A 14,972-nucleotide genomic window follows, 5' to 3' on the forward strand; every position below is an offset into this window, starting at 1 on the left:
CCTCTTTATGGTCTGTTTCCAACGACCACTTTGGCGCATTGCGACGCCGGTGAGCAGGGGCCGTCCACCCCATCATCTGTGGCAAAAATTGCTGCCGGACGACGTTCCGGCCCGATTTCAGCCGAATTTCCTGAATGTCGATACAGCCTAAGCCTCCCTGGCGGCGGATGCCGCCGAATCCCCTCCCACCGCCGCCTTTTCGCTGCCTGGAATCAACTGGGTGCCCAGGGTTTCCGGCAGCATCAGCACCGCAAACACCACGATGGTATAGGCCAGGGCGGCGAAGACGCCGATGGCGGTGGCCAGGGTCGATGTGGCCGACAACCATCCCACCAGGATGGGAAAGACCGAGGACAGGATACGGCCGAAATTATAGCAAAACCCCTGCCCCGCGCCCCGCACCGAGGTCGGGAACAGTTCGGCGAAATACGACCCCATCCCGGCCGGAATGCCAGAGGCGAAAAAGCCGAGCGGAAAGCCCAGCACCAGCATCTGGGTGTCGCTGATGGGCACGAACAGATAGAGGCTGAGGCTGATCAGGCAGCAGATGGCGAACAGCAGGAAATTGCGCCGACGCCCGATGGTGTCGGACACCACGCCACTGGTGATGTAGCCCAGGAACGAGCCGATGATGACCACCGCCAGATAGCTGCCGGTGGACAGCACCGACAGGTGGCGTTCCGTCTTGAGATAGGTGGGCAGGAAGGTCATCAGGGCGTAATAGCCGCCATGGGAGCCCAGGCCCAGCAAACCGCCGAACAAGGTGGTCCGCAATAGATCGGGCCGGAAGATCCCCAGGAACCCGACCATGCCGGAACCGGTCTTCTTGGTGGCGGCATAGACCTCGGGCTCCTTCACCTCGCGACGAATGAAGATGGTCAGCAGGGCGGGCAGGATGCCGATCATGAACAGCGCCCGCCAGGCATCTGTCTCCGGCATCAGATGGAACAGCAGGGTATAAAGCAGTACGGCGATGCCCCAGCCCACCGCCCAGCCGGACTGAACGGCACCCAGCGCCTTGCCACGGTGTTCCGAGCGGATCGCCTCGCTCATCAGCACCGCACCCGCCGCCCATTCTCCGCCGAAGCCGAAGCCCTGGAGGACGCGCGCCGCCATCAATTGCTGGAAGTCGTTGGTAAAGGCGATCAGCAGGGTGAAGACTGAAAACCAGATGACGGTGCCTTGGAGCACCAGAACCCGGCCATAGCGGTCCGACGCCCATCCGGCCAGCCAGCCGCCGATGGCCGAGGCCACCAAGGTCGCGCCGGTCAGAACACCCGCATCGGCCTTGCTGATATGCCAGGACGCCAACAGGGTCGGAATCACCAGACTGAACATCTGGGCGTCCATGGCATCGAGTGTCCAGCCGCCGAAGCAGGCCCAAAACGTCTTGCGCTCCGGGGCGCCGATACTCTTGAACCAGCGATACATGAATCCCTCCCTTGGGCGGCGGTTTGGTCCGTCCTGCCCTATTTGATGTCGACCTTGTAGCGGAACTGGCTGGCGAGACCGGAACTGCGCCGCCATTCCAACGCCGTGCCGTCATGGGCGAGGGCAAGCCGTTCGATGCGCACGACCGGGCTTCCCACCGGGCAGCGCAGCAGGCGCGCGGCGGCCTCGTCGGCCACCGCCACGGTCAATTCCTCCTCGGCCCGAGCGATGATTTGGCCGCAGACGGCTTCATAAACGGGATAAAGCAGGGGGCCCAATTCGTCGGTGGTCAGGTCCATCAGTCCGGCGAAGCGTTCGAACGGCAATAAAATGTCCTCGGCCAGGAACGGCTCGTCGCCCCAAAGCCGCAGCCGCTGCATGCGAATGGCCTTGCCCCCGGCCATGACTCCCAGGGGCGTGGCGGGCAACCGCCAGGCATCGACCACTTCTCGGCGGAGGATCCGGCTGGCGGGAATGGCCCCCCCGCCCGACAGGCGGAAGAAGCGGAACAAGGATTGGTCGAACCGAGCGCGGCGCACGAAGGTTCCGCTGCCCTGGCGCCGTTCCAGCAAGCCCTCGTCGACCAACTGTTCCAACGCCTTTCTGACCGTGCCCAGGGAAACGCCATAGCTGTCCGCCAAGGTGCTTTCCGCAGGGATCGCCCGATCGGGCGCCCACTCGCCCGCGGCCACCCGACGGGTCAGGACGTCGCGCAACCGGGCATAAAGCGGAAGCCTGGAATCGGTGGCGTGGAGAAGAGCGGCTTCGGAGGTCATTGCGGCTTGCCCCGGCATTACTAAACATATAGTCTTATAGAGGACTATATGTTTTAAAGAGTCAAGCCCAATGCGAATCGACGCCCATGCCCATGCTTTCGACGCCAGTGTCGTCCTGGCCCAGGACCGACGCTATCAACCGGACTACGAAGCTCCGGCCGAGGCGTGGCTGGCCCAACTGGATGCCCATGGCATCCATTGCGGCGTGCTGGTACAGCCATCCTTTCTTGCCACGGACAATTCCTATCTGCTTGGCGTGCTTGCCCGTTACCCGGAACGCCTACGCGGCGTGGCGGTCGCCGAGCTCACGGCAACAGCGGAGGAATTGGCCGATTTGAAAGCAAGGGGAGTGCGAGCCATGCGGCTCAATCTCATCGGGCGCTCCCACCGTGGCTTGAAGGACATCGGCGGCCGACGCTTTCTGTCCCAATGCATGGAGCTTGGATTGGCGGTTGAGGTCCAGGCCGAAGGCGATGCTTGGCTCGAAATACTGCCGTCGCTATTGGTCTCGGGGGCGCCCATCGTGATCGATCATCTCGGGCGCCCGACCTCGCCGCGTTGTCCTGGGTTTGGGGCGATCTTGGACGCGGCGGCCTTGCCACGCGTCTGGGTCAAGGTCTCGGCGCCGTATCGCAGCCCTCCCACCGTGGCCGGTGCCTGCCTCGCCCTGTTGGCAAAGAGAGCCGGGACCGAGCGGCTGATCTGGGGCAGCGACTGGCCATGGACCCAGCACGAGGCGGGCCGAAGCATGTCCGAGGCAATGCGCTGGATCACCCCCCACCTGCCCGCCTCGGCCCTGCCTTCCGTCACCGGCGGCAATGCGGCACGCTTGTTCGGCTTTTAGCGCGCCAACCGCTTGGCCTGATGCACCATGGTGTCGAGGGCGGAGAGGAAGCGCGAACGGTCTTGCTTGGCGAAAGGGGCCGGGCCGCCGGTGATGGCGCCGGTCTCGCGCAGGGCGTTCATCAGTTCGCGGGTGGCAAGGGCGTCGCCGATGGACGCCTCGGTGAAGGGCTTGCCGTTGGGGCGGATGGCCAAGGCCCCCTTGGCGAGACAGCGCCCGCCCAGGGGGATGTCATTGGTGACGCAGATATCGGCGGCTTCGATCATCTCGACGATACGATCATCGGCGGCGTCGGCCCCTTCCGCCACCACGACCATGGTCAGCAGCGGATCATTGGGCAGGCGCAACCAGGAATTTCCCACCACCGTGACCGGCAAGCCGTAGCGCCCCGCCACCTTGAACACCTCGTCCTTGACCGGACAGGCGTCGCCGTCGATGAAGATGCGGATCATGTTTGCCCCTTGGCGCCGGGCGGGCGCGTCCGCGCCCTTGGCTTCCACGGCACGAGCCGCGACGGCCCTTGGCCTTGCCTCCTCGCGAAAATGCTCGTCGGGTTCATCCCATCCGCCTCACCACCAAGGCCTCGCAATTCATGGTCTTGGCCAGACGGTCGAAACTGCGGTCGATTTCGATGGCGAAAGCCGGATTCTCGGCCGGAACCTCCAACACCAGATAACCGTCCTCGGCCACCAGACGGGTCTGGCGCAGCAGATTGGGAGCGCCGCCCGACAACGTGTGGGCCAAACGCAAAGCGAGGCCGATGATGCGGGCGCGGCGCAGCCAAGCCTCTTCCACCAGACCGATGGCGCGCGCGACCAGGGGCGAATCCTCGTCGCCCTGATAGCGGCAATAGATGGCGAAGGCGATGGCGGCGCGGTGGCGATGGCCGACCCCCATGAAGGGCAGCCGCAGGATGCGCAGGAAGGCCTGTTCCGCCCGGTAATCGGGATGTTCGTTCCAGAAGATGTCCGACAGCAGGCAGGCGGCGTGGCGCAACTGCTTTTCGCGGGACGCCTCGTTGGGAAACAGCGGCGCCATCCAGGCCCGCAGCTCGTCGCCATGTTCGGGAAAACGGGAGTTCAGCGCCGCCATGTGGCGGCACACCGCCAACAGGGGATCTTCCGCCTTCATCTTGTCGGGCAAACGCTTGAAGAACTGGCCTTCCCGCATGCCGTAGATGGAAAACACCAGCCGCGACGGCTGGACGGCGCGAACCACCTTTTCCAGCACCAGAGCCGCCAAGGGCAGCCCGCCGACCCGCTTGCGCGACACACCGGGAACCTTTTCCAGCGACTTGCGGCTTTGGCTGGACACCAGATCAAGGATGCGGAGCGCCTCGCGCGCGTCCAGCGAGAAGTTGTCGAGCACGGTCAGCGGATGCTGAGTCTGGGCGATACAGATGCGGGCGATGGCGCGCCAAGCGCCACCGACGGCATAGAGATTGCGGCCCTTGCCTTCCTTCAGCCAGGGCAGATTCTTCAGATGGCCCTCGACGATGGTGACGGCCCGTTGGCGATCGTCACCGGAGGCCTCGGCCAACCGCAACAGGCCCAGCGGCATGGTGTCATAGCGGCCGAAATCCCGATCCTGGACGGTCACCAGTTCCAGCGACCCGCCGCCCAGATCGGCGACGATGCCGTTGGCGTCGGGCGTGCCGCACAAGACGCCCATGGCGGCCATCTTGGCCTCCTGGCCACCCGACAGCACCTTGATCTCCACCTTGAAGCGACGCTCCACCTCGTGAACAAAGGCATCGCCATCGGTGGCGTCGCGCACCGCCGCCGTCGCCAGGATGTCGAGGCGCGACACCTCCATGGCGTCGCACAGCGCCACGAAACGGCCGATGGTGGCCAAGGCCGCTTCCACCCCCTCGGCGCTGAGGCGACCGGTCACGCCCAGTCCCTGGCCCAGGCTGCACACCGCCTTCTCGTTGAACAGCGGCACCGGCACCCGCTGGGCGATGTCGTAGACGCACAAGCGAATGGAGTTGGACCCGATATCGACGATGCCGATGGGCTCCTGGCGGAGCTTGATCTTCATTCCGAACGACTCATGACGATTGTTCGATCTGAAGCTTCGGCTTGCGTCCCCGCTCGCCCGCGCTGCCACGTCCCGACAGCGACGGATTGGTCATGAAATAGGTATGGGCGTTGAAGGCGCCCTCCTCCGCCTTGAAGCGCTCGTAAGTCCCGTCGGCGCGCAGCAGCCATGTCTGCGCCTGATCCTTCAGATTGGCGACCATGATCTGGTCCAGCACCTGACGGTGAACCGTCGGGTTTTCGATGGGAACGAAGCTTTCCACCCGCCAGTCCATGTTGCGCGGCATCCAGTCCGCCGACGAGATGAAGACCTTGGCATGGCGCGACGGCAATCGGTGGCCGTTGCCGAAGCAGAAGATGCGCGAATGCTCCAGGAAGCGCCCGACGATGCTTTTGACCCGGATGTTTTCCGACAAGCCCGGCACGCCGGGCCGCAGGCAGCAGATGCCGCGAATCACCAGATCGATCTTCACCCCCGCCTGGGAGGCGCGGTACAGCGCGTCGATCTGCTGCGGGCAGACCAGTGAATTCATCTTCAGCCACATGGCGCCCGGCTTGCCCGCCTTGACATTGGCGATCTCGTTCTCGATCAGCTCGACGATGTTCTTGCGCAGGAACATGGGGGCGATGGACAGGCTTTCCAGCTTGTCCGGCGTGGCGTAGCCGGTCATGTAGTTGAAGGTCTTGGCGGCGTCGCGGCACAGGGCCGGGTCGCAGGTGAAGAACGACAGGTCGGTATAGACCTTGGCGGTGATGGGGTGGTAGTTGCCGGTTCCGAAATGGACGTAGGACACCAGATTGCCGCCTTCGCGGCGCACCACCAGGGAAATCTTGGCGTGGGTCTTCAGTTCCAGGAAGCCGAACACCACCTGGGCGCCCGCCCGTTCCAGATCGCGAGCCCAGCGGATATTGGCTTCTTCGTCGAAGCGGGCCTTCAATTCCACCATGCAGGTGACCGACTTGCCCGCCTCGGCCGCTTCCACCAGCGCCTTGACGATGGGGGAATCGGCGCTGGTGCGATACAGCGTCTGCTTGATGGCCACCACCTGGGGGTCGCGGGCGGCCTGGCGGATGAACTGCACCACCACGTCGAAGCTTTCGAACGGATGGTGGACCACGATGTCCTTCTTGCGGATGGCGGCGAAACAGTCGCCGCCGAAATCGCGCACCCGCTCGGGGAAGCGGGCGTTGTAGGGCGGGAACAGCAGGTCGGGACGCTCGTCGACGATCAGCTTGCGGGTATCGACCAGCCCCAGCAGCCCGTCGATCTCGAATACATCGTCGAGATCGGTGTGCATTTCGGCGATGACGAGGTTCTTCAAGTCCTCGGGGATGCCGTCGTTGAAGGTCAAGCGGATGACATGGCCACGGCGGCGGCGCTTCAAGGCGGATTCGAACACCCGGACCAGATCCTCGGCCTCTTCGTCGATATCCATCTCGGAATCGCGGATGACGCGGAACAGGCCGCTGGCCTCCATGCGGAAGCCGGGGAAGATATGGCCGATGAACAGCAGGACCAGCTCTTCCAGCGGCAGGAAACGGATGGACTCGCCGGGCAGGCGGGTGAAGCGTTCCACCTGGGACGGCAGCGGCAGCAGGGCGCGCAGCACCTCGCCGTCTTCCAGGCGGAACAGGTGCAGCACCAGGGCGAATCCCGCATTGGGCAGGAAGGGGAACGGATGCGCCGGATCAATGGCCAAGGGCGTCAGGACCGGGAACACATGCTCCATGAAGCGGTTTTCCAGCCACTTCATGTCGGACTTGCTCAGTTCCGTCCGGTCGATCACCGCGATACCGGCGGTGCGCATCTCTTCCTTCAGCTCGCGCCAACAGCGCTTTTGCGCCGACAGCAGCTCGGCCGCCTGAAGGTTGATGGCCGCCAGTTGCTGCGCCGGGGTCAACCCGTCCTGACTGGTGGTCATGACCCCCGCTTCCACCTGCCCCTTCAGGCCAGCGACGCGAACCATGTAAAATTCATCCAGGTTCGCCGCCGAGATGGATAGGAATCGCAAACGCTCGAGCAAGGGGTGATGATGATTGAACGCCTCGTCGATGACTCGGACATTGAAGGCAAGCCATGAAAGCTCGCGATTGATGAAGCGTTCCTTGGATTCCATGTCGAGGACAGGCGGATCTACTGGATGCGAATTCGTCACGAGGGTGCTCCGATCGGGTAAGCTTGGCGTCCCACCATGCATTTATATATCCTCATAACATCACTGTCATGGGCGGCCCGTTAAGATCATGAGAAAACTGTTCCTGCTCCGCCACGCCAAATCCAGTTGGGATGATCCCGGCCTCGACGATATCGACCGCCCGCTGTCGGAGCGGGGCCGCGCCGCCGCCCATGCCATGGCCGACTTCATGGTGCGCCAGAAAATCCGCCCGGCCCTGGTGCTTGTCTCCACCAGCAAGCGAACCCGCGCCACCTGGGATTGCATCGAGCCCCGCATGGAAGGTGTGTCCGCCTCCATCGAGGACTGCATCTATGAAGCCAGCCGGGGTGATCTGCTGCACCGGCTGCGCAAGGTGGACGACCACATGGCCTCGGTGCTGCTGGTCGGCCACAATCCCGGCATCGGCCGTCTGGCGGAAACCTTGGTCGGCCATAGCGGCGAGCCCGAGGCGCTGGAACGCATGGCGGCGAAATTCTCCACCGGCGCCCTGGCCGAGATCGAGCTGGATATCGGCCATTGGGGTGAGATGGAGGCAGGAAGCGGCTCGCTGGTCCGCTTCGTGCGGCCCAAGGATATCCCGTCTCCCTAAAGCACCCCCGGGAACGCCCCACCGTCCAGCAGGATGTTCTGGCCGGTCATGTAGCCCGCCTGGGCCGAGCAGATCCAGGCGCAGGCATCGCCGAATTCCGACGGGTCGCCGAAACGCCCGGCGGGATTGTCGGCGATGCGTCGGGCCTTGGCCTGTTCCAGGGTGATGCCTTCGGCCTTGGCCTGGCCCCCCAGCACCGCCGCGATGCGGTCGGTGTCGAAGGGACCGGGCAGCAGGTTGTTGATGGTGACGTTATGACGCACCGTCTTGCGCGCCAGACCGGCGACGAAGCCGGTCAGTCCCGCCCGCGCCCCGTTGGACAGGCCCAGCACGTCGATGGGCGCCTTCACCGCGCCCGAGGTGATGTTGACGATGCGGCCGAACTTGCGGGAGATCATCTGGTCCACCGTCGCCTTGATCAGCTCGATGGGGGTCAGCATGTTGGCGTCCAGCGCCCTGATCCAGGCGTCGCGGTCCCAATCGCGGAAATCGCCGGGCGGCGGGCCACCGGCATTGGTCACCAGGATATCGGGATCGGGCAGCATGGACAGCAGCATGGCGCGGCCCTGGGGCGTGGTGACGTCCACCGCCGCCGTCCTGATCACCGCCCCGGTGCGGGCGCGGATTTCCTCGGCGGCTTTTTCCAACACATCGGGGCGGCGCGCCGCCATCAGCACTTGGACGCCCTCGCGGGCCAAGGATTCGGCACAGGCGCGCCCCAATCCGCGCGAGGCGCCGCAGACGATGGCGCTACGACCCTTGATGCCCAGATCCATCCTGATCCTCCTGTTCCAGCACGCGGCGGGCCAGCGGCACCGTCACGGCGCGCCGCTCCGCCAGGGCGGCCCGGTCGAGCCGCTCCACCAGCCGGGCGCAGGCTTCGAAGCTGCGCTCCATGCGGCCCAGCAGATAAGGTACCAGACCCTCGCCGATCCTGACCTGACGATCGGTGAATTGCTTGACCAGCACCGCCGCCAGCAGCTCGTCGTCGGGCGCGCCGATGGCCAGCGACGGCATGGCGTTGAGGCGCGAGCGCAGATCGGGCAGCTTGACCGGCCAGCGCGACGCGGGCTCGCGGCCGCTCAACAACAGATTGGCGCCGCTTTCCTTGACCAGATTGATCAGATGGAACAGCGCCGTCTCGTCCAGCTTGCCCCGGTCGCAATCTTCCACCACCACCGCCTTGACCCCGTCCAGCAGGAGCGGCGGCGCCGCCATGTCCAACGCGGCGGCTTCGATGATGCGAGCCTTGGCCCCAATGGCAAACAGACGGGCGGCGAACAGATGAGCGAGATGGGTCTTGCCGGAACCGGCAGGGCCGTGGATCACGGAAGCCGGATTCGGCCAGTCAGGCCAGCGGCACAGCCAGGCATGGGCCTCGGCATTGCAGGGCGCCACCAGGAAATCCGCCTCCGACAACGCCGGACGGTGGCCCAGATCCAGCGGAATCTGCGTTTGGCTCACGAATCCTCGCCGCCGTGATACAGCGAGCTTTTCAGATAGCTGTCGAGACCGAAGCGGGTCAGCACCCCGATCACCGCCGCCACCGGCACCGCCAGCAGGATGCCGAGAAAGCCGAACAGGGCACCGCCGGCCAGCAGCGAGAAGATGATCCACACCGGATGCAGCCCCACCCGGTCGCCCACCAGCTTGGGCGTCAGGAAATTGCCTTCCAGCATATTGCCGATGGCGAAGACCACCGCCACGCCGCCCAGCAGGTGCCATTCCGCCCCCTGGGCGATGGCGAGGCCGACGCTGGCGATCAGGCCGATCAGCATGCCCACATAGGGAACGAAAGCCCCAAGTCCGGTGCCGATGCCGATCATCAGTCCGAGATCGAGACCCGTTATGGTCAGACCGGCGCCGTAGAACACCGCCAGGGTGATGCAGACGGTGGCCTGGCCGCGCACGAAACCGGCCAGGGTGCGGTCGATCTCCTTCAATTCGAAACGGATCAGCTCGGCGCGATGGCGCGGCAGCCAGCCGTCGATTGTCGCCACCATGCGGTCCCAGTCGCGCAGCAGATAGAAGGTGACCACCGGCGTGATGAACAGCAGCGACAAGATGGACAGCATGGCGATGCCGCCGGTCAGCACGCCCTTGATCAGATCCAGTCCCCACCCCGCCACGGTCCCGGCATAGGCGCCGACGGAATTTTGCAGCTTCTCGATCTCTTCCGCCGACAGGTGACTGTAGAATTCCAGCAAGATGGGCCGCGCCCGCTCGTTCAAGGTCGCCACATAGGAAGGCAGGCGCTGGACGAAGGTGATCACCTGCTGCTCCAGCACGGGAATCAGCAGGAACAGCAGCACGCCGAACAGGGAGAAGAACACCAAGGTGATGACCGTGGTCGCCAGGATGCGCGACAACCCGGCTTTTTCCAGCCGATCCGCCAGGGGGTCCAAGAAATAGGCGATGGCCATGCCGGCCACGAAAGGCAACAGCACGCCGCGCAACAGATAAAGCATGACCAGGAAGGCCACGGCGCCAAAGGCCCAGATCCGGATTCGCTGCCCCGGCGTCATGCTCTGTTTCGCCCGTCGATCCACCACGCTCATCACTTCGGCCTCATGGTCCAATAGCCGTCGCTCCAGTCCATGGACAGCCCGGCGGCGCCCAGGGTCGATTTGACCTGCTCCGGCTCGCCGACCGTATGGAGCACCAGGGCCGCCTCTTCCCGCGACAGCGAGATGATTTCCCAACGACGCACCAGCGGCACCCGGCCCAGCCGGTCGCGAACCGCCAGCCAGTCGTCCATGCCCCGCAACGGCACCATGGCCGCCATGGTGGCGGCGCGATCGAAAGCCAGCAGATTGCCCTGCTTATAGGTTGCATCCAGTCCCTGGGCGATATCGGCGACGGCGGCGCGCAATCCGGCCTCCAGCCCGCCCTCCGCCAGGGAATAGGTCTTCACGTCGAACGGCTTGAGCACGCCGGGCAGGCCGGTCAGCGCCACGTCGAGGCCGGTCCCGGCCGAATTGACCGCAGCCGCCGCCACCAGCACGTCGCCGGTGCGGAATCGCGCCCCCAACGCCCCCAGCGCCTCGGGATCATTGGCCAGGGCCTTTTCCGGGCCGAGAGTCGCGATATCGGCGGTATCGCCGGTGGGAACGGCCAGCGGAACCAGCGCCCCGGTCCCCTGCCCCACCCAGGCCGCCCGCCAGGGATTGGGATCGTCCCACAACGCGGAGCGCCCGGCGCCTTGCGCCTTGAACACCGGCACCACCACCACCGGGCGGGGACGCGGCTCGGCATATTTCAGCCCGGCATCGCGCAGCAGCTTCTTCACCGCATTCTGGTTATAGCGCACCGTCAATGAGGCGATGTAGCGCACCGCCGACGAGCGTTCATGCTCGATGGCGACGTCGCGCACATATTGAAGGGCGTCGGCATTGGGCAATTTGGCGTGATCGGCCGTCTGGGTCAGGCGTTCGAGCAGCCTGCGAAAGCCCGCCCGCTCGGCCTCGGCCATGGCCTGCTCCTTGGCGGCGGCGACAGAGCCCGCCGTCACGTCCACCTCCAGGCCGCGCACGGCAAAGGCGTCGGCCGCCCGGGCAAAGGTCGGCACAAGCAGGAGAAACGCCAGGATCAACGCGCCCGGAAGGCAGCGGACAGAAGCGATTGCAAACCACATGGGATCAAGTATCTTCCACTGAAATTCCGTGCCGACCATACCACACCGAAGCCTTCGAGGAAGCCCATTCCCGTGAAGAATGACAAGCAAGGCCTGACCTATCGCGATGCCGGCGTCGATATCGACGCGGGAGAAGCCCTGGTCGAGGCCATCAAGCCGCTCGCCAAGTCCACCGCGCGATCCGGCGGTGCCGCCGGTCTCGGCGGCTTCGGCGCCCTGTTCGACCCAAAGGCGGCAGGCTTCAAGGATCCCATCCTTGTCGCCACCACCGACGGCGTCGGCACCAAGCTGAAGGTCGCCATCGAGGCGAACAAGCACGACACCGTCGGCATCGACCTTGTGGCCATGTGCGTCAACGATCTGGTGGTCCAGGGCGCCGAGCCGCTGTTCTTCCTGGACTATTTCGCCACCGGCAAGCTGGACGTGGCGGCGGGAACCGCCATCGTGGCGGGCATCGCCGAGGGCTGCCGCCAGGCCGGTTGCGCCCTGGTGGGCGGCGAGACCGCCGAAATGCCCGGCATGTATTCCAAGGGCGATTACGATCTGGCCGGATTCTCGGTGGGCGCCGCCGAGCGCGGCGAACTGCTGCCCAAGGAAGACGTGAGCGCGGGCGACGTGCTGCTGGGCATCGCCTCCAGCGGGGTGCATTCCAACGGCTATTCCCTGGTGCGCCGCATCGTCGAGCGCGGCGGCCTGTCCTATGACTCGCCCGCTCCCTTCGCGCCGGGCGCCAAGCTGGGCGAAGCCCTGCTGGAACCCACCCGCATCTATGTGAAAAGCTGTCTCGCCGCCATCCGGGCCGGAACCATCAAGGCGCTGGCCCATATCACCGGCGGCGGCCTGATCGAGAACGTGCCGCGCGTGCTGCCCGAGGCCGTGGTGGCCGAGATCGACGGCTCCGCCTGGAGCCTGCCGCCCGTCTTCAAATGGCTGGCCAAGGAGGGCGGCGTCGTCGCCCACGAGATGGCGCGCACCTTCAATTGCGGCATCGGCATGGTGGTGGTCTGCGCCGCCGACAAGGCCGAAGACGCCGAGCGCATCCTGACAAGCCACGGCGAGACCGTCTATCGCATCGGCCATATCCGGGCGCGCAACGGCGACGAGGCCCAGAGTCAGGTGCTCCATCAGGACGGCTGGGCTTGACATGAAACAGGGGCAGCCCCACAATTCTGGACATAATTTCTAGCCAGAAGGTGGTCGGATGACCCAGCCGGTATGGTCGATCCAGGACGCGAAGAACCATTTCAGCGAGGTTGTCGAAGCGGCCCGTCACGGCGAGCCCCAGACGGTGACCAAGCACGGCAAGCCGACGGCCGTGATTCTTTCCTGCGAGGATTACGAGCGTCTGCGCCGGGTCGAGGAAGAGACTCGCCCCACCTTCGCCCAGCATCTGCTCGCCATGCCGACCGATGGCGGCGAATTCGAGCGTTCAGAACTCCGCCTGCGCGACGTGGAGTTCTGATGTTTCTGCTGGACACGGTGGTTGTCTCCGAGATGCGAAAACCCGCTGCCCGGCGAAATCCGATGGTGGTTTCCTGGTTGGATCGGAGAGCCGCCAACGACCTGTATATCAGCGTCATCACGCTGGGCGAGCTGGAACGCGGGATCGAGGCTCAGCGTCGCATCAATCCCGTCTTCGCCACCCAGTTGAGCGTTTGGTTCGATCAGATTCTGTCGGTCTATCGCAACCAAATCCTCCCGATGACGGTGCCCATCGCCAGACGCTGGGGGCGGCAGGCTGATCGTATCGGCCACATGAATCCCGACCTCGCCATCGCGGCGACCGCTATCGAACATGGGCTGACCGTCGTCACCCGCAATGTTTCCGACTTCACGCCAACCGGAGTGAATGTCTTCAACCCTTTCGAGGAGCCCTCCCCATGACCCGCAGGAAGGTCGGCGTCCTCGTCTCGGGGCGCGGCAGCAATCTGCAAGCCCTGCTGGACGCCTGCGCCGATCCCGCCTATCCGGCCGAGATCGTGCTGGTGATCTCCAACATTCCCGAAGTCTACGCCCTGGAACGGGCCAGGACGGCGGGGGTGCCCACCCAGGTCATCCCGCACAAGGGCTTTGCATCGCGCGAGGCGTTCGATTCCGAGATGGACAAGGCGCTTCGCGCCGCCGGGGTCGAGATCGTCTGCCTTGCCGGTTTCATGCGGCTGCTCTCGGCCGGATTCGTCGAGTCCTGGCGCGGAAAGATGATCAACATCCATCCCTCGCTGCTTCCCTCGTTCAAGGGCTTGCACACCCATCAGCGCGCAATCGACGCCGGGGTCAAGCTGCACGGCTGCACCGTCCATCTGGTGACGCCCGACCTGGACGACGGCCCCATCCTGGTCCAGTCCGCCGTGCCGGTTCTGGCCGCCGATACCGAGGGCTCCCTTGCCGCCCGCGTGTTGGAGCAAGAGCACAAGGCCTATCCCCTGGCGCTGCGGCTGCTGGCGGAGGGCCGCGTCACGCTGGACGGCGCCCGCGCCCTGATCCGAGATGCCTGAGACCATCCTCGTCTATGTGGGCATCGACGCTGTCGGCGACGGCCTGATCAAGCTGCCCTTCGTCCGCGCGCTCCGCGCCGCCTTTCCCGCCGCGCGCATCACCTGGATGGCGGGCAAGGGCCACACGGTATTCGCCGACACCCTGGCGCCGCTGGTCGAAGGCCTGATCGACGAGGTGCTCGACGAGGCGAACATCGGCAGCCGCGCCGCCGAACTGCTGCGCAATCCCCTGCCCGGCCGCCGCTTCGACCTGATCATCGACACCCAGCGCCGCCTGCTGACCACCCTGATCCTCAAACGCATCCGCCACGGCCGTTTCATCTCGGCGACGGCCGGGTTCCGCCTGTCGGACGCCCGACCGCCCGAGGGCGAACGCCCGGCCGCCATGATCGCCCAGATGATGCGCCTGCTGGACGCCGCCCAGCCGGGGCGCGATCACCATCCGGCCGCCCTGCGCCGCGACGCCGCGACGGAAGCGCTGGCCGAACGCCTGCTGCCCGCCGGTCCCGTCTATGTGGGTTTCGCGCCCGGCGCCGGGGGAAAGCACAAATGCTGGCCGCTGGAACGGTTCTGTCAGCTCGCCCAATCCATTTCGGCCATTCCCGTCTTTCTGTTGGGACCGGCCGAGACCGATTGGGTCGAAACCATCCGCGCCGCGCTTCCCCAAGCGCTGCTGCCGTTGCAGCAGGCGGAGAAGCCCACCCCCATGCTGACCATCGCCCTGGCGCGTCGCATGGGTGCCGCCGTCGCCAATGACAGCGGCACCGGCCATATGCTGGCCTGCGCCGATATCCCGCTGGTCTCGCTGTTCGGCCCGACGCCGCCCGCCAAATTCGCCCCCGGCGCGGCGCGGCTCCATCTGATTCGCGCCCAGGATTTCGGCGGCGATGCCATGACCGCCATTCCGATCACCGCGGTCAAACAGGTCTTGATCAAGTGTTTACTTTGACCGCTTTGCGGCATGCCGCTACCATGCAGCGAGCCAAA

Annotated in this window: 16 protein-coding genes; 7 read left to right on the forward strand and 9 right to left on the reverse strand. The window is 65.3% G+C overall.

Annotated features, from left to right (window positions below; translation table 11 throughout):
• Positions 1–147: 147 nt before the first annotated feature.
• Entirely contained in the window at positions 148–1,431 is a 1,284-nt protein-coding gene (locus tag CU669_RS14840; RefSeq protein ID WP_112146090.1) for an MFS transporter, read from the reverse strand.
• Between the two features lie 38 nt (positions 1,432–1,469).
• Positions 1,470–2,207, reverse strand: coding sequence for a GntR family transcriptional regulator (locus CU669_RS14845; RefSeq protein ID WP_112146092.1), 738 nt, complete (start codon positions 2,205–2,207; stop codon positions 1,470–1,472).
• A 70-nt stretch (positions 2,208–2,277) separates the two neighbouring features.
• Here CU669_RS14845 and CU669_RS14850 point away from each other — a divergent pair, with 70 nt between their 5' ends.
• Positions 2,278–3,051, forward strand: coding sequence for an amidohydrolase family protein (locus CU669_RS14850; RefSeq protein ID WP_112146094.1), 774 nt, complete (start codon positions 2,278–2,280; stop codon positions 3,049–3,051).
• On the opposite strand, the gene CU669_RS14855 is transcribed toward CU669_RS14850, so the two are convergent.
• The 3 genes from CU669_RS14855 to CU669_RS14865 all read right to left on the reverse strand — a co-directional run bounded on the left by CU669_RS14855 (position 3,048) and on the right by CU669_RS14865 (position 7,246).
• On the reverse strand, positions 3,048–3,500 hold the full coding sequence (locus tag CU669_RS14855) for a YaiI/YqxD family protein (protein WP_456095312.1): 453 nt from the start codon (positions 3,498–3,500) through the stop codon (positions 3,048–3,050). The two genes, CU669_RS14850 and CU669_RS14855, sit on opposite strands and share 4 nt — an antisense overlap.
• Before the next feature lie 106 nt (positions 3,501–3,606).
• Positions 3,607–5,091 (reverse strand): Ppx/GppA family phosphatase, encoded by a 1,485-nt coding sequence (locus CU669_RS14860; RefSeq protein WP_112146096.1) that lies wholly within the window; start codon positions 5,089–5,091, stop codon positions 3,607–3,609.
• Positions 5,092–5,101: 10 nt separating this feature from the next.
• Entirely contained in the window at positions 5,102–7,246 is a 2,145-nt protein-coding gene (locus tag CU669_RS14865) for an RNA degradosome polyphosphate kinase (protein ID WP_407671595.1), read from the reverse strand.
• Positions 7,247–7,334: 88 nt separating this feature from the next.
• On the opposite strand from CU669_RS14865, the gene CU669_RS14870 reads away from it, so the two are divergent.
• Positions 7,335–7,856, forward strand: a complete 522-nt coding sequence (locus CU669_RS14870) for a SixA phosphatase family protein (protein ID WP_112146100.1) — start codon at positions 7,335–7,337, stop codon at positions 7,854–7,856.
• Here the strand turns inward: CU669_RS14870 and CU669_RS14875 are convergent.
• Genes CU669_RS14875 through CU669_RS14890 form a run of 4 tightly spaced genes read right to left on the reverse strand, consistent with a single transcriptional unit; the run spans position 7,853 to position 11,490 of the window.
• On the reverse strand, positions 7,853–8,632 hold the full coding sequence (locus CU669_RS14875) for an SDR family oxidoreductase (protein ID WP_112146102.1): 780 nt from the start codon (positions 8,630–8,632) through the stop codon (positions 7,853–7,855). The genes CU669_RS14870 and CU669_RS14875 overlap by 4 nt on opposite strands.
• Positions 8,607–9,320 carry an HdaA/DnaA family protein gene (locus CU669_RS14880; protein WP_112146104.1) on the reverse strand — a complete coding sequence of 238 codons (714 nt, stop codon included), beginning with the start codon at positions 9,318–9,320 and terminating at the stop codon, positions 8,607–8,609. The genes CU669_RS14875 and CU669_RS14880 overlap by 26 nt, the downstream gene beginning before the upstream one ends.
• Positions 9,317–10,435 (reverse strand): AI-2E family transporter, encoded by a 1,119-nt coding sequence (locus CU669_RS14885; protein ID WP_239988728.1) that lies wholly within the window; start codon positions 10,433–10,435, stop codon positions 9,317–9,319. The genes CU669_RS14880 and CU669_RS14885 overlap by 4 nt, the downstream gene beginning before the upstream one ends.
• Positions 10,414–11,490 (reverse strand): DUF2066 domain-containing protein, encoded by a 1,077-nt coding sequence (locus CU669_RS14890; RefSeq protein WP_239988729.1) that lies wholly within the window; start codon positions 11,488–11,490, stop codon positions 10,414–10,416. Before CU669_RS14890 ends, CU669_RS14885 begins: the two co-directional genes overlap by 22 nt.
• Before the next feature lie 72 nt (positions 11,491–11,562).
• On the opposite strand from CU669_RS14890, the gene purM reads away from it, so the two are divergent.
• From purM to CU669_RS14915, 5 genes are read left to right on the forward strand one after another with little or no spacing between them, the layout of a single operon-like run.
• Complete coding sequence (gene purM / locus CU669_RS14895) at positions 11,563–12,633, forward strand: phosphoribosylformylglycinamidine cyclo-ligase (RefSeq protein WP_239988730.1); 1,071 nt, start codon at positions 11,563–11,565, stop codon at positions 12,631–12,633.
• Between the two features lie 58 nt (positions 12,634–12,691).
• Positions 12,692–12,952 carry a type II toxin-antitoxin system Phd/YefM family antitoxin gene (locus CU669_RS14900; RefSeq protein ID WP_112146107.1) on the forward strand — a complete coding sequence of 87 codons (261 nt, stop codon included), beginning with the start codon at positions 12,692–12,694 and terminating at the stop codon, positions 12,950–12,952.
• Positions 12,952–13,374, forward strand: coding sequence for a type II toxin-antitoxin system VapC family toxin (locus CU669_RS14905; protein ID WP_112146109.1), 423 nt, complete (start codon positions 12,952–12,954; stop codon positions 13,372–13,374). The genes CU669_RS14900 and CU669_RS14905 overlap by 1 nt, the downstream gene beginning before the upstream one ends.
• A complete protein-coding gene (purN, locus tag CU669_RS14910) occupies positions 13,371–13,985 on the forward strand; it encodes a phosphoribosylglycinamide formyltransferase (RefSeq protein WP_112146110.1) in 615 nt (204 codons plus the stop codon). Before CU669_RS14905 ends, purN begins: the two co-directional genes overlap by 4 nt.
• The gene (locus tag CU669_RS14915) at positions 13,978–14,934 is read left to right on the forward strand and encodes a glycosyltransferase family 9 protein (protein WP_112146112.1); all 957 of its coding nucleotides are present in this window, start codon (positions 13,978–13,980) and stop codon (positions 14,932–14,934) included. Before purN ends, CU669_RS14915 begins: the two co-directional genes overlap by 8 nt.
• The last annotated feature ends 38 nt before the right edge of the window (positions 14,935–14,972 follow it).

Source organism: Paramagnetospirillum kuznetsovii, from assembly GCF_003284725.1.
In the GTDB taxonomy this organism is placed as follows: Bacteria; Pseudomonadota; Alphaproteobacteria; order Rhodospirillales; family Magnetospirillaceae; genus Phaeospirillum; species Phaeospirillum kuznetsovii.

Excerpts from the sequence above, each read along its gene's own strand:
- CU669_RS14890 (WP_239988729.1), bottom strand. The coding sequence starts at position 11,490 with ATGTGGTTTGCAATCGCTTCTGTCCGCTGCCTTCCGGGCGCGTTGATC.
- CU669_RS14905 (WP_112146109.1), top strand. The coding sequence starts at position 12,952 with ATGTTTCTGCTGGACACGGTGGTTGTCTCCGAGATGCGAAAACCCGCT.
- CU669_RS14870 (WP_112146100.1), top strand. The coding sequence starts at position 7,335 with ATGAGAAAACTGTTCCTGCTCCGCCACGCCAAATCCAGTTGGGATGAT.
- CU669_RS14900 (WP_112146107.1), top strand. The coding sequence starts at position 12,692 with ATGACCCAGCCGGTATGGTCGATCCAGGACGCGAAGAACCATTTCAGC.
- CU669_RS14875 (WP_112146102.1), bottom strand. The coding sequence starts at position 8,632 with ATGGATCTGGGCATCAAGGGTCGTAGCGCCATCGTCTGCGGCGCCTCG.
- CU669_RS14845 (WP_112146092.1), bottom strand. The coding sequence starts at position 2,207 with ATGACCTCCGAAGCCGCTCTTCTCCACGCCACCGATTCCAGGCTTCCG.
- CU669_RS14860 (WP_112146096.1), bottom strand. The coding sequence starts at position 5,091 with ATGAAGATCAAGCTCCGCCAGGAGCCCATCGGCATCGTCGATATCGGG.
- purN (WP_112146110.1), top strand. The coding sequence starts at position 13,371 with ATGACCCGCAGGAAGGTCGGCGTCCTCGTCTCGGGGCGCGGCAGCAAT.
- CU669_RS14850 (WP_112146094.1), top strand. The coding sequence starts at position 2,278 with ATGCGAATCGACGCCCATGCCCATGCTTTCGACGCCAGTGTCGTCCTG.
- CU669_RS14915 (WP_112146112.1), top strand. The coding sequence starts at position 13,978 with ATGCCTGAGACCATCCTCGTCTATGTGGGCATCGACGCTGTCGGCGAC.
- CU669_RS14840 (WP_112146090.1), bottom strand. The coding sequence starts at position 1,431 with ATGTATCGCTGGTTCAAGAGTATCGGCGCCCCGGAGCGCAAGACGTTT.